The organism is Brevundimonas sp. FG8 (assembly GCF_057808845.1).
On record NZ_JBMDIU010000004.1, the window covers coordinates 119750 to 133111 of the forward strand.

14 protein-coding genes are annotated in these 13362 nt (G+C 67.5%); 7 read left to right on the plus strand and 7 right to left on the minus strand.

Features of this window, described 5'->3' with window-relative positions; genetic code table 11:
- Window positions 1-121: 121 nt before the first annotated feature.
- The 3 genes from ACODRV_RS09520 to ACODRV_RS09530 are packed head-to-tail and all read left to right on the plus strand — an operon-like array spanning window position 122 to window position 1583.
- Window positions 122-556 (plus strand): YbaY family lipoprotein, encoded by a 435-nt coding sequence (locus ACODRV_RS09520; RefSeq protein WP_488908159.1) that lies wholly within the window; start codon window positions 122-124, stop codon window positions 554-556.
- A gap of 18 nt (window positions 557-574) precedes the next feature.
- Window positions 575-811 (plus strand): ribbon-helix-helix domain-containing protein, encoded by a 237-nt coding sequence (locus ACODRV_RS09525; RefSeq protein ID WP_488908160.1) that lies wholly within the window; start codon window positions 575-577, stop codon window positions 809-811.
- A gap of 49 nt (window positions 812-860) precedes the next feature.
- Entirely contained in the window at window positions 861-1583 is a 723-nt protein-coding gene (locus tag ACODRV_RS09530; RefSeq protein ID WP_488908161.1) for an SIMPL domain-containing protein, read from the plus strand.
- On the opposite strand, the gene ACODRV_RS09535 is transcribed toward ACODRV_RS09530, so the two are convergent.
- Both ACODRV_RS09535 and ACODRV_RS09540 read right to left on the minus strand, forming a co-directional pair.
- On the minus strand, window positions 1584-1886 hold the full coding sequence (locus ACODRV_RS09535; protein WP_240811622.1) for a hypothetical protein: 303 nt from the start codon (window positions 1884-1886) through the stop codon (window positions 1584-1586).
- Between the two features lie 3 nt (window positions 1887-1889).
- Entirely contained in the window at window positions 1890-2081 is a 192-nt protein-coding gene (locus ACODRV_RS09540) for a hypothetical protein (RefSeq protein ID WP_141627094.1), read from the minus strand.
- Between the two features lie 126 nt (window positions 2082-2207).
- On the opposite strand from ACODRV_RS09540, the gene ACODRV_RS09545 reads away from it, so the two are divergent.
- Window positions 2208-4541 carry an ATP-dependent helicase gene (locus ACODRV_RS09545; protein ID WP_488908162.1) on the plus strand — a complete coding sequence of 778 codons (2334 nt, stop codon included), beginning with the start codon at window positions 2208-2210 and terminating at the stop codon, window positions 4539-4541.
- 138 nt (window positions 4542-4679) lie between these two features.
- Window positions 4680-5975: a glycoside hydrolase 5 family protein gene (locus tag ACODRV_RS09550; RefSeq protein WP_488908163.1), complete on the plus strand. Its 1296-nt coding sequence runs from the start codon at window positions 4680-4682 to the stop codon at window positions 5973-5975.
- Here ACODRV_RS09550 and ACODRV_RS09555 read toward each other — a convergent pair.
- Entirely contained in the window at window positions 5972-6763 is a 792-nt protein-coding gene (locus tag ACODRV_RS09555; protein WP_488908164.1) for a hypothetical protein, read from the minus strand. The genes ACODRV_RS09550 and ACODRV_RS09555 overlap by 4 nt on opposite strands.
- A gap of 13 nt (window positions 6764-6776) precedes the next feature.
- On the opposite strand from ACODRV_RS09555, the gene ACODRV_RS09560 reads away from it, so the two are divergent.
- Both ACODRV_RS09560 and parE read left to right on the plus strand, forming a co-directional pair.
- The gene (locus tag ACODRV_RS09560) at window positions 6777-8132 is read left to right on the plus strand and encodes an O-antigen ligase family protein (protein ID WP_488908165.1); all 1356 of its coding nucleotides are present in this window, start codon (window positions 6777-6779) and stop codon (window positions 8130-8132) included.
- Window positions 8095-10230, plus strand: a complete 2136-nt coding sequence (gene parE, locus ACODRV_RS09565; RefSeq protein ID WP_488908166.1) for a DNA topoisomerase IV subunit B — start codon at window positions 8095-8097, stop codon at window positions 10228-10230. Before ACODRV_RS09560 ends, parE begins: the two co-directional genes overlap by 38 nt.
- A 27-nt stretch (window positions 10231-10257) precedes the next feature.
- Here the strand turns inward: parE and ACODRV_RS09570 are convergent, their stop codons facing one another.
- Genes ACODRV_RS09570 through ACODRV_RS09585 form a run of 4 tightly spaced genes read right to left on the minus strand, consistent with a single transcriptional unit; the run spans window position 10258 to window position 13322 of the window.
- Window positions 10258-10797: a SixA phosphatase family protein gene (locus tag ACODRV_RS09570; RefSeq protein WP_488908167.1), complete on the minus strand. Its 540-nt coding sequence runs from the start codon at window positions 10795-10797 to the stop codon at window positions 10258-10260.
- Window positions 10798-10855: 58 nt separating this feature from the next.
- Window positions 10856-12193: a glycosyltransferase gene (locus ACODRV_RS09575; protein WP_370450943.1), complete on the minus strand. Its 1338-nt coding sequence runs from the start codon at window positions 12191-12193 to the stop codon at window positions 10856-10858.
- Window positions 12194-12240: 47 nt separating this feature from the next.
- On the minus strand, window positions 12241-12396 hold the full coding sequence (locus ACODRV_RS09580; RefSeq protein WP_488908168.1) for a type II toxin-antitoxin system antitoxin: 156 nt from the start codon (window positions 12394-12396) through the stop codon (window positions 12241-12243).
- Between the two features lie 32 nt (window positions 12397-12428).
- A complete protein-coding gene (locus ACODRV_RS09585) occupies window positions 12429-13322 on the minus strand; it encodes an SPFH domain-containing protein (protein WP_488908169.1) in 894 nt (297 codons plus the stop codon).
- Window positions 13323-13362: the final 40 nt, after the last annotated feature.

Consider the following 13362-nt stretch of genomic DNA (forward strand, 5'->3'; position numbering starts at 1 on the left):
CAATGCCCGCGTGGAAGACGCCGCACAAGCACGGTTCTGGCGAGGCTCGCATAAGGCGCGCTTGTGCGGCGCAGCTTCCGGCCGCGTTCTGCGTTAGGCTGGATGAAACCGGAGATGTCTGATGCGTCGCGCCCTGCTTATCCCGATCCTGCCGCTGGCCCTGATGGCCTGCGCGCCTACGCCGTCAGGCGAGCCGCAAACGCCGCCGCGGGTTGGACACGGCATGACGGTCGTGAACGTCACCGCCACCTATCGCGAACGCATTCTGCTGCCGCCCGGCCATGTGCTGAAAGTTCGGCTTGAAGACGTCAGCCGCGCCGACGCGCCCGCCGAGGTTCTGGCCGAACACGCCGAGCCCCTCAACGGTCGGGCCCCGCCCTATCAGGCGACGCTGGGCTTCCCGTCCAGCCAGATCGACCCTCGACACACCTATACGGTGCGCGCCGAAATCCGTGATCCGTCCGGCGCCCTGCGGTTCACCACCGACACCCGGCACGCGGTCCTGACCCATGGCGCCCCGGCCCGCGCCGACATCGTGCTGGTCGCCGTCCGCTGATCGCCTTACTGAGGACGGATGCTGAAGAAGCGCTCCGTCTCCCTGTCCGGCCACGCCACCTCGGTGGCGCTGGAGGCCGAATTCTGGTTGGTGCTGGATCAGGTGGGCGCCGCGATGGATCTGTCCCATGCCGGTCTCATGAAGCGCATCGACGAGACGCGCGGACGCACGCCGCTGGCCTCCGCCTGCCGACTTCTGGCGCTCGCCTGGGCCGGCGGCGATCACAGCTTTGCGGGTCAGGTTTCGACCGATTGACTTCGCCCATGGCGAGCGCATCGTCGGCCTCTCTTCATGGAGCCCGGCCGTGGCCATCACCTTCGACAAGTCCCTTCTCCCCGCCGCCGTTTTCGGCGGTCTGATCGCTATCGGCATGATCGGCGGCGGCGCCCTGATCGGGTCCGGCGTCGTCAATGCCCAGGTGGGCAATCGGCAGGTTACGGTTCGCGGCGTGGCTGAACGGAACGTAGTCGCCGACCTCGCCGTCCTGACCCTCAGCTTCAAGGCGGCCAACGACGATCTGCCGACGGCCCAAGCCCAGATTGACCGCGATCTGGCCAGCGTGCGCGCTTTCCTGCGTGGACAGGGTTATTCGGACGCACAGATCACCATCGGTCGGATGCAGGTCACCGATACGAAGGCGCGGGAGTACGGCTCGTCCGAGAACACGATCCGCTACATCGTCAGCCAGAGCGTCACCGTGCGGACCAGCGACGTGCAGCGTGTGGCGACCACCGAACGGGCGCTGAATGATCTGGTGCGGCAGGGCGTCCAGCTGGACTTCGCCGCCCCCAACTATGTCTTCACCAAGCTGAACGACGTGAGGCCCTCGATGATCGCGGAAGCGACCGCCTCGGCCCGGTCGGGCGCCGAGCAGTTCGCCCAGGATTCCGGCGCGCCGCTCGGCCCCATCCGTCAGGCGACGCAGGGCTCGTTTGAAATCCTGGCCCGCGAGGACATAGACAACGAGGCCACCTCCCTGAACAAGCGCGTCCGGGTGGTGGCCACCGTCACCTATCAGCTACGCTGATCAGCCCGCCGGAGCCGGCGCCGGGTCCGGATTGGGCGTCGCCGGGCGCTCGATCGGCGGCGGGGCCGGCAAATCCGGCATCTTCGGCGCGTCCGGCAGGTTCAGATTGATGTCGACATCCGTCGCCTTGGGTGTCTCGATCTCTCCGCCGCGGTTCAACACGACAAAGGCTATGACGGCCACCACCACGAGCAGTCCGCCGACCAGGAAGGCGATGACGGCGCCTCCGCCGCGTCGCTGGGGCGGATTGTTGATGGTGGTATGATGCACGACCTCCGGGCGACCGGGGGGCTGATCGGTCATGGCTCAGTTCCCCGGGGTCGCGGGAGCCGAAACCTCCGGCAGGTTCACATCGACACTCACTTCCTTCTTCTCGGCGCCCGGCAGGCCGCCCCGGAAGACGAAGAAGGCGATGACCAGAACCGCGACCAGAAGCCCGCCGATAATGAAGGCGAGACCCGAGTTGCCGCCGCCGCTGCTGTTGGTGTTCTCAGCCATATTGGGTTCCTCCTTGTTGACCCTTATCCCGGTGCAAGGAACGGAGGCCTGACCGTAACGGTTCCGAAGAGGGTCGTTCGCGACGGCTGACAAGAGCGCCCGGTCTCCTTATGTTCTCCCCGGTCCATGACTGATTCAGCTCCTCCCCGCATTTCCGACCTCGCCCGTTCGCAGGGCCCTGGGGGCCTCACGCCCTCGGCGGCTTCCGACTATCTGACGGGGCTGAACCCCGAGCAGCGCGACGCGGTGGAAACCACCGAGGGCCCGTTGCTGGTTCTGGCCGGCGCAGGCACCGGCAAGACGCGGGTGCTGACCACCCGACTGGCGCACATCCTGGCGACGGGCCGAGCCAAGCCGTGGGAACTGCTGGTCGTCACCTTCACCAACAAGGCCGCGCGCGAGATGCGCGAGCGGATCACCCACCTGATCGGGCCGTCGGCCGAGGGCCTGCGCTGGCTCGGCACCTTCCACTCCGTGTCGGCCCAGATCCTGCGACGGCATGCCGAACTGGTCGGGCTGAAGTCGAGCTTCACCATCCTGGATACCGACGATCAGGAGCGGGTGTGCAAACAGCTGCTCGAGGCCGCCAACCTCGACACGAAGCGCTGGACGCCCAAGTCGCTGAACACTCTGATCGACCACTGGAAGAACCGCGGCTGGACCCCGGACAAGCTGCCGCCGTCAGAGGATTTCGCCAACGGCAAGGGTCAGGCCCTGTACGCCGCCTATCAGGCGCGACTGGCCAGCCTGAACGCCTGCGACTTTGGCGACCTGCTGCTGCACAACCTGACCATCCTGTCGAAACACGCGGATATCGCTGAGGAATATCGGCGTCGCTTCCGCTACATTCTGGTGGATGAGTATCAGGACACCAATGTCGCCCAGTACCTGTGGCTGCGCCTGCTGACCTCCTCGACCGGCAACGTCTGCTGCGTCGGCGACGACGACCAGTCGATCTACGGCTGGCGCGGGGCCGAGGTGGACAACATCCTGCGTTTCGAGCGGGACTTCCAGGGCGCCAAGGTGATCCGGCTGGAGCGAAACTACCGCTCGACCCACCACATCCTCGGCGCCGCCTCGGGGCTGATCAAGGCGAACCGGAGTCGCTTGGGCAAGACGCTCTGGACCGAGGACAAGACCGGCGACAAGGTCCGGGTGCGCGGCGTCTGGGACGGTGAGGCCGAGGCCCGGCTGATCGCCGACGAGATCGAGACCGCCCGCAAGCAGGGCGTCTCCTACAGGGACATGGCGGTATTGGTGCGCGCCTCGTTCCAGATGCGGGCGTTCGAGGAGCGGTTCGTCATGCTGGCGATCCCGTACACCGTCATCGGCGGCCCGCGTTTCTTCGAACGGGCCGAAATCCGCGACGCCCATGCCTATCTGCGCCTGATCCTGTCCGAGGATGACGATCTGGCCTTCGAGCGGATCGTCAACGTGCCCAAGCGCGGGCTGGGCGACACCAGCGTGCAGAAGGTGCTGCAGATCGCCCGCGAGAACGGCGTCTCGGCCATGGCCGCCGTCCGTCACCTGATCGGCACGGACGAGCTGCAGGCCCGCACCCGCACCGCCTTCTCCAACTTCATCCGCGACATCGACCGCTGGCGGACGCTGGGCCAGACGACCAGCCACTGGGAGCTGACCGAGGCTGTTCTGGAAGAGAGCGGCTATACCGACATGCAGAAGGCCGACCGGGCGACCGGCCAGACCCGGCTCGACAACCTGAAAGAGCTGACGCAGTCGATGCAGCAGTTCGACGGCCTGACCGCCTATCTGGAGCACGTCTCGCTGGTCATGGACCTGGACCGGGGCGAAAGCGCCGAGTCGGTGCAGATCATGACCCTGCACGGCGCCAAGGGACTGGAGTTCCCGCTGGTCTTCCTGCCGGGCTGGGAGGAAGGCGTTTTCCCCAGCCAACGCAGCATCGACGAGAAGGGCGAAAAGGGGCTCGAGGAAGAACGCCGCCTGGCCTACGTCGGCGTCACACGGGGCAAGGAGGATGTCCGCATTTCCTTCGCCGCCAACCGTCTGGTCTATGGCCGCTGGACCAGCCAGCTGCCCAGCCGCTTTGTCGACGAACTGCCCATCGAGCACGTCGAGCCCCAGTCGGACACCGGCTACTACGGCGCCTCGACCGGCATGAAGGAAGCCAGGAGCCGCTGGGACGAGGCGCCATCGTTCGGGTCCGGCTATTCCTCGCCGGGGTGGAAGCGCGGACAGGCCTTCACCGCCAACCGCGTGCCCAACGCCCAGCCTGCCCGTCAGACCCTGTTGGAAGGCGACGGCCGACTGGTCGCCACCGCGGATCCCAAGGCCGGTTCGGGCTGGACGCGCGGCGACCGGGTCTTCCACCAGAAATTCGGCTACGGCGCCGTGAAGGCCATCGAGGGCAACAAGCTGGTGGTGGCCTTCGACAAGGCGGGCGAGAAGAAGGTCATCGACACCTTCGTGGAGAAGGCGTGATGATACGCGTCGTCACGGCCTCCCTGCTGTAGCGTCGTCACCCGTGATCCGAATTCCGGCGCGCGGCACAAGGCGGCTGGCCGTTTCGGGATTTACCCGCGACAACAGTCATCACCTGTGAGCACGGATGACTCGCCGATGATGAACCGCCGCACCCTGCTCGCCGCCTCGGCCGCCGTCGCGGCCCTGCCCGCCCTGCCCGCCCTCGCGCGCCAGACCGCGTCCGCGGGCTTCGTGCGACGCGAGGGGACGCAGTTCACCCTCGACGGCAAGCCCTACCGCTATGTCGGCGCCAACCTCTGGTACGCGGCCTGGATCGGGCATGAAGGGCGTCTGGCGCGCGAGCTGGACGCGCTGGCGGCCGACGGCGTCACCAATCTGCGCATCGCCGCCTCGGCCGAGTTGTCGCCGCTGAAGAACGCGGTGCGGCCCGCCTTCCACGATCAGGACGACGCCTACAATGAAGCGGGGCTGGACCACGCCATGGCCGAGATCGGCAAGCGCGGCATGAAGGCGGTGCTGTACCTGACCAATTTCTGGGAATGGTCCGGCGGGATGGCGACCTATCTGCTGTGGAGCAACGGCGGGCGGTACGTCGATGCCGACGCCCCATGGCCCGACTTCCCGGAGTTCGTATCGGGTTTCTACCGCAGCCCGGAGGCCGTCGCCCGCTATCACGCCCACCTCCGCAGGATCGTGACCCGGGTGAACTCCGTCACCGGCAAGCCCTACGCCGAGGATCCGGCCATCATGGGCTGGCAACTGGCCAACGAGCCGCGCCCGGGCGGCACGGACGGCACTGTCGATCGCACCCTGCCGGACTTCCATGCCTGGATCAGCGGGACCGCCCGCCTGATCAAGTCGCTGGCGCCGCACCACCTCGTCTCCACCGGCGGCGAGGGCCTCAAGGGCTCGATGGAGCGTCCCGGTCTGGTCCTGTCGTCACAGGCGGACGACACCATCGACTATCACACCGCCCATGTCTGGCCTGGCAACTGGGGCTGGCTGGATCGCACGGACTTGCCCGGCACCCACGCCCGCGCCGTCGCCCTGTCGACCGAGTACGTCGCCCGGCACGTGGAACTGGCCAAACAGGCCGGCAAGCCGCTGGTGGTCGAGGAGTTCGGCTATCCTCGCAACGGCGACGTCTATGATCTGGGCGCCTCCACCTCAATGCGGGACGATCTCTACGCCGCTATTCAGGACGCGGTTCTGGCCAGCGCGCGCGAAGGCGGCCCTCTGGCCGGATCGAACTTCTGGGCGTGGAACGGCGAAGGCCGCGCCCGGCACCCGGACTTCCGCTTCCGCAGCGGCGACACCGCGTTCCTGGGCGATCCCCCGCATGAGCCGCAGGGCTGGTACGGCGTGTTCGATCAGGACGTCTCGACCCGCCGCATCATCCGCGACCACGCCGCGGCGCTGGCCGCCCTCTAGCCGCGCAGGACCGCCAACCGGTCCGGGTTCTTGCGCAGGTATTTGACCGCCTGACGCCGGAGGTTCTCGATCTCCGGCTTCAGATGCGCGCCCATTCCGCCGTCGTCACCGCGCAGCTCGCCGAAGACCGCCAGCGCGAACGCCCAGCTGCGGGGCGACAGATACCCGGCTCCACGGCTGCGCCAGCCCTGACTGAAGGCGTCGCCGTACTGCTCGAAGCTGAAGGCCGAGTTGGCCCCGAACACGCCCAGCCCGGTGAAGGCCACCGTCAGGTCCGTCATCAGCTCATGGGTCTCATCCTCGACCAGATCGGCCTGTCCCGCGAGCAGGTAGTGGGCCAGCTCATGCGCCAGTGTGGCGACGAGGTTGATCGGGTCGTCCAGCAGGTCCGGGGCGTAGGTGATGACCACCCGTCCGTCCGGCTCGACGCGGAAAGTCCCGTTCGGCTCGTCCCCACCGGTGATCGAGACAAACTCCGACACCCGCTCGCCTGTGAACCGGCGCGGCTGGGCCTCCAGTTCGCAGGGCCAGTTGTCGCTGAGCCCCATGATGTCCTTCACGCAGGCGAAGACATGTTCGGCGCGGGCATGACCCGTCGCATCGCTCGGCGGAAAAAAGTCGCGCGTCGGCAGGGCGACCGGCGTTTCCGCCAGCGGCATCTCTTCCGCGAACCGGTCCAGCAGCGTTCGCCATGTCTCGATGTGCCAATCCTCGATGTCCGCATCGAGAAAGCGCTTCGCGCCGAACAGCCCCGCCAGCATCCCCAACCCTTCGTTAAGCCAGAACACCGACTCTGGAGGGGTGCGTGAGTCCCGTCCAGCCAACGATGCGACCGAACCGGCCCCCGCCTGGTGGGAGACGGCGATCTGCGTCGGCCTGATCGCCATGCTGACCGGCGCCCTGATCGGCCCGGTGTTCGCCCCCTTGCAGCAGGAGACGCCGGTTCTGCGTCTGGTCTGGCTGCCCGCCTATGCTGCCATCGGCGGCCTGCTGATCTATCGGATGGACCGGGTCTGGCGGGCGTGGCCGGCGGCGATCCTGATCGCCATGCTGGTCGGCCTGTGCTTCGCCTCGAAATACTGGTCCATCGACTATCACACGACCAGCCGCCGCGTGATCGCCCTGGCCATCAGTTGCGTCTTCGCCCTGTATCTGGGCGCGGCCTTCCGGGGACCGCACCTGCCGCGTCTGCTGATGATCTCCAGCCTCATCATGGCGGTCGGCAGTCTGGTCATGGTCTTCGCCTTCCCCGCCATCGGGGTGCACCACGACGTCAACGCGGGCCTCTGGCGAGGCCTCTGGTACGAGAAGAACCAGATGGGCGCGGTCATGGTGATCGGCGCTACGGCGGCGGCGGCCTGTCTCGCCTCCGACGATCCGCGAAAACTGATGCCCGCGATCTCATTCGTCCTGTCCAGCCTGCTGGTGCTGGCGACCCAGTCCAAGACCTCCCTGCTCTGCCTGATGCTGGGCGTAGGCTGCGTCGGCGGCTTCTGGGCCCTGCGCAAGGGCGGGGCCGCCTTCACCGTGGTCGCGGTCTGGAGCGCCGTGGTTCTGGCGTGTCTGGGCCTGTGGATCTGGGAGACCCATTCGGTCGCGGTGCTGGAGGCGCTGGGCAAGGACCCGTCGCTGACCGGCCGCACCGACATCTGGGCCAGCCTGATGCGCCGCGTGGCCGAGCGCCCGTGGACCGGATACGGCTACGGCGCCTTCTGGGGCCGGATCGGCGAAAGCCCGCCCGCCGACTGGGTGCGCAAGGAAACCGGCTGGATCGTGCCGTCGGCGCACAACGGCTGGATCGACCTGCTGGTGCAACTGGGCTGGCCCGGCGCTATCCTGGTCGGCGGCCAGCTGGCCCTGACCTTCGTGGTCACCCTGTTCCGCAGCGCCGGGTCGGGCGCGCGCGAGGGCTGGTGGGCGCTCGGCTTCCTGCTGGCCTTCTTCATGCTCAGCCTGTCGGAATCGATCCTGCTGACCCATCAGAGCCTGCCGTTCGTCCTGTTCATGGCCGTCATGACCCGCGCCTTCCTGCCATCGTCCACAACAGAGGCGGTCGCGCTTGCTCCAAAGGCGCGTCGGGCCTACCAGACCGGCTCCCGAATCGCCGCACACTCGATGAATGGCCAACTCCGCCGACCTCCTTTCGCTGTTCGATGACGAGCCGACGCAACCGCGTCCGGCCGGGCCCGCTCCTGCGACCCAGCCTGCGCCCGCGTCCGCGCCCGTCGCCGCCTCGCCCGTGACGCCGCCGACGCCCGCGCCGCCCCCCGCGTCTGCACCGGCCGCAAAGCCCGCCGATCCCGTTGTCGCCGCCGCAGCGGCCGCGACCGGCTATTCCGCCTCCTCGATCGAGGTGCTGGAAGGGCTTGAGCCCGTCCGCAAACGCCCCGGCATGTACATCGGCGGCACCGACGAACGCGCCCTGCACCACCTGTTCGCCGAAGTCCTCGACAATGCGATGGACGAGGCCGTGGCCCGCCACGCCAAGCTGATCACGGTCGAGCTGGACGCCGACGGCTTCCTGTCGGTCCGCGACGACGGCCGGGGCATCCCCGTCGATCCGCACCCCAAACACCCCGGCAAGTCGGCGCTGGAAGTCGTCATGACCGTCCTGCACTCGGGCGGCAAGTTCTCGGGCAAGGCCTACGAGACCTCGGGCGGCCTGCACGGCGTCGGCGTCTCGGTCGTCAACGCCCTGTCGGATCATCTGGACGTCACCGTCTGGCGCGACGGCTTCGAATGGAAGCAGTCCTTCTCGCGCGGGCTCGTGCTGGGTCCGATCCAGCAGGTTCAGACCTCGAAGAAGCGCGGCACCCTGATCCGCTTCCACCCCGACCCGGAAATCTTCGGCGTGGGCGCGGCGTTCAAGCCCGCCCGCCTGTTCCGCATGGCCCGGTCGAAGGCCTATCTGTTCCGCGGCGTCGAGATCAAATGGACCTGCGCGCCCGAGCGGATCACCGACGCGACCCCGGCGAGCGCCCTGCTGCACTTCCCCGGCGGTCTGGCGGATGCCCTGGCCGAGCGTATCGGCGAACTTGAGACGGTCACCCCGACCTTCGCGGGCCGGGTCGAACGCAAGGGCGAGACCGGTGCGGTCGAGTGGGCGGTCACCTGGTCGCCCATCGGTTTCGGCGAGGCCGACAGCTTCGTCAGCTCCTACTGCAACACCGTCTCCACGCCCGACGGCGGCACGCACGAGGCGGGCTTCCGCGCCGCGCTGGTCAAGGGTCTGAAGGCCTATGGCGAGCTGACGAACGAGAAGCGCGCGGGCTTGATCACGGCGGAAGACGTCATCGCCAACGCCGGCGCAATGATCTCGGTCTTTATCCGCAATCCCGAGTTCCAGGGCCAGACCAAGGACCGCCTGTCCTCGCCGGAAGGCCAGAAGCTGGTCGAACAGCTGCTGCGCGATCCGCTGGACCACTGGCTGACCGAAAGCCCCAAGCAGGCCAACACCCTGCTGGCCTACATCATCGAGCGCGCCGAGGACCGGCTGAAGCGCCGTAAGGACAAGGAAGTCCAGCGCGCCTCCGCGACCCGGAAGCTGCGCCTGCCGGGCAAGCTGTCCGACTGCTCGCGTCAGGGCGCCAACGGCACCGAACTGTTCATCGTCGAGGGCGACTCGGCCGGCGGCTCGGCCAAACAGGCGCGGGACCGCACGACCCAGGCCATCCTGCCCCTGCGCGGCAAAATTCTTAACGTTGCGTCGGCCACGGCTGACAAGCTGCGGGCCAACGTCGAACTGTCCGATCTGGCGCTGGCGCTGGGCGTTCAGCCCGGCAACCGGTTCAACATCGATGACCTGCGCTACGAGCGCATCGTCATCATGACCGACGCCGACGTGGACGGCGCCCACATCGCGGCCCTGCTGATCACTTTCTTCTATCGCTCCATGCCCGAAGCGATCCGTCAGGGCCGCCTGTTCATGGCCCTGCCGCCGCTCTACCGGATTCAGGCCGGAGCCCTGTCCGAATACGCCCGCGACGACGCCCACCGCGACGAGCTTCTGGCCACCGTGTTCAAGGGCAAGAAGGTGGAAATCGGCCGGTTCAAGGGTCTGGGCGAGATGATGGCCTCCCAGCTGAAGGAAACCACCATGGACCCGAAGAAGCGCACGTTGGCGCGGGTCGAACTGCCCGAGGACGAGTCCGAGATTGAGGATCTGGTCGAGCGCCTGATGGGCAAGAAGGCCGAGGCCCGCTACCAGTTCATCCAGGACAACGCCCGCTTCGCGGTGGCTGACCTTGACGTCTAGCCGCATCAAGCGCCCAAAGGCGGCTTCCTAGCCCTCAGGCGACGCAGGACAGGCGGAACGCTCGCCATAGCGATCGACCATGCCGTGCACGCCGCTACGGGTGATGCGGAGCGCGGTCAGCCGGTCGAACTCGCACTCCGGCATGTCCGCGGCCTCCGGATAGCCCAGCCCTCTGGCGATCAGGGGTATGGTGTTGCTGTGGCCCACCACTAGAACGACGGCGTTGCGGGGCAATGCCCGGACACGCGCGATCACCGCATCCACATGCGCGGCCACGCCGTCTTCAAAGCCGATCACCTCCGGCGTCAGCGAGGCGTAGTGGGCCAGCGGCGCCGCGGTCTCGGCGGTCCGTCTCAGGGGGGTGGTGATGATGTAGCGCGGCTGCGCATTGGCGACATTCAGCATCAGCATGGTCGCCCGCCGCCGCCCGGCCTCGGACAGTGACGGATCGGCCCCGCCCTCCTCAGCCTTCTCGGCATGGCGCACCAGAATGACCGTCTGCGCGGCCGCTTCGGTGGCGGCGAATACAGACATCAGCACGGCGGCCAGAAGCAGCAGACGTTTCATGAGACACTCCCCCATTCCCGTCGAAACTGCGCCGCCCCCATGCGCCTGTCGAGATGTCTCAGTGCTCGGCCCAGTCCCCTGGCGGTTCCAGGAAGGCGCGCTTTCCGCTGACGTCGGCGTAGGTCATGCACAGGTCCTCGAACACCCGGTTCCAGGCGAAGCGCTCGACGGCCTTCTGGCGCGCGGCGGCGCCGATGGCCTCGATGTCGCGCTCGAACAGCGCCTTAATCGCCTCGGCATAGACGCCCGGCTCGGCCGCTGAAGCCAGTTGGCCAACCGAGTTGTCGACCGTCTCCTTCACGCCGCCCGCATCGACGCCGACCACCGGACGACCGCAGGCCATGGCCTCCAGCACGATCAGGCCGAACGGCTCCTTGTCGTTGGCGTGCACGAAGGCGTCGCAGGAGGCGATGATCCTGGCCACGGCCTTCGGATTGGCCTCATACGGCAGGGAGATGACCCGTTCCTCTGCGGGCAGTCCCTGCCCTGCCCCGACCAGCACCAGATGATAGGGATCGCCCAGCTTCTGCACGGCCTCGATCAGGACGCCGATGTTCTTCTCGCGCGCCGGACGTCCGGCGAAGCACAGCAGGCGCGCGGACGCCGGAAGGCCCAACTTCTTCAGCAGCCACTCGCGATCCCGGCGGTCGGGACGGAAGGTGTCGATCTCCACGCCCAGCGGCTGGATGACGATGTCCCGGATGCCCGCCTCTTCCAGACGACGGGCGATATAGCGGCTGGGCGACACGACGCGGTCGAACTGGCCGAACAGACGGGCCCAGCGCTTCTCGACGGGCTTCTTGGCCCATTCGCCGAAATGCAGCGCGGCGAGGCCCGCGGGGTCGGAGTGGCAGAAGCCGACGACCGGGCAGCCGGCGCGTTGCCCGGCCTCCAGCGCGCCCTGCCCCGGCGTATAGGGGTCGCCCGCCTCGATCAGCGAGGGGTTCAGCGACGCCACCCAGGCGGCCCAGCGCCGCACCGAGGTCGGCCAGCGATAGCCGTCGCCGAACGGCAGCTTGGTGGCGTGAAGCTGAATGATGCCGTCGTCACCGGCCTTGTGGTGCTGGCCCGGAACCACCAGCGAATGGGCGACGCCCGGCCGGTTCTCCTCCAGCCAGGCCTTCTTCGACAGGAGGTATCGTTTCACCCCGCCGGACTTGGGGGCGTACAGCATGGTGGTGTCGACGAAGCGAGGGCGTTCATCCTCCCCGGCCAGCTTCGTCGCCTTCAGGGTCCGGGAGACTTCCTCATCCCAGCCCGGAATAAGGCGCAGCTCGCCCTCCTGGACTTCCAGACCCGCCAGACTCATCAGTTCCCGCTCCGTTGCGCTGATACCGGAAGCGCCAACGCGCTGGACCCGCTTCTGGATGCGACGGGCCTTGCGGACGCGGGACATATGAGACTTCACCATACCAGCGCCCGTAGCTCCGCTGGCGATCAAGCTCAAGCGTCGTCTTCAGTCCCCGGATCATCCGCGGTCGGAACACCCCTGCGGGTCAGCGCCTCGCGCAGCAGAATCTCGACCTGGGCGTTGACGGAGCGCAACTCTGCAGATGCAAGCTTCTCGACCGCCGCCATCACGCCCGGGGACGCGCGCATCAGGAAGGGCTTCCTGGGCTTGCCCCCCATGATCAGCCGTACAGGGTGCCGGTGTTGACGACCGGCTGCGCTTCCCGGTCCGCGCACAGCACGACCAGAAGGTTCGAGACCATCGCCGCCTTGCGGTCCTCGTCCAGATCGACCACCCCGCGCTCGCCCAGATCGTTCAGGGCGGCCTCGACCATGCCGACGGCGCCCTTCACGATCAGGCGGCGGGCGGCCAGAACAGCCTCGGCCTGCTGGCGCTTCAGCATCGCGCCGGCGATTTCAGGGGCATAGGCCAGGTGGGCCAGCCGCGCCTCGTCGATGGCGACGCCGGCGACCTTCACCCGCCCAACCAGTTCATCGCGCAGACGGGCGGCGACATCCTCTGCGTCCGACCGCAGGGTCAGCTCCGGCTCGGACTCCTCCTCGCCGTGGTCGTAGGCGTACAGCGAGGTGATGTCGCGCAGGGCCGTGTCCACCTGGATATTCACGAACGCCTGATAGTCATCCACGTCGAACAGGGCCTGCGCCGAGTCCTCGACGCGCCAGACGACGTTCGCCGCGATTTCGATCGGGCTGCCGCGCTTGTCGTTCACCTTCAGCTTGTCGCTGGTCAGGTTGCGAACACGCAGGCTGATTTTCTTGCGCGTATACCAGGGCAGAACCCAGCGCAGGCCCGTCTTGCGATCGGTGCCGCGATATTCGCCGAACAGCAGGATCGCCGAACCCTCATTGGGCTGAAGCGAATAGAGGCCGCACATCAACAGCAGACCGACCGTGGCCAGAGCGATTCCGGCGATCACGAAGACAAGATTCTCGGGATCCTGCGCGATCAGCGCCGGACCGCCGACGGTCAGGGCCAGCCCGATCAGCAGCACCAGCACGCCATTGGCGGTGGCCGCCGGGCGTTCCGTGGATTTCGAATGGGTGGTGGTAGTCATGAGCCCCTCTCCAAAGTCGATATGAAAATGATATCACTTT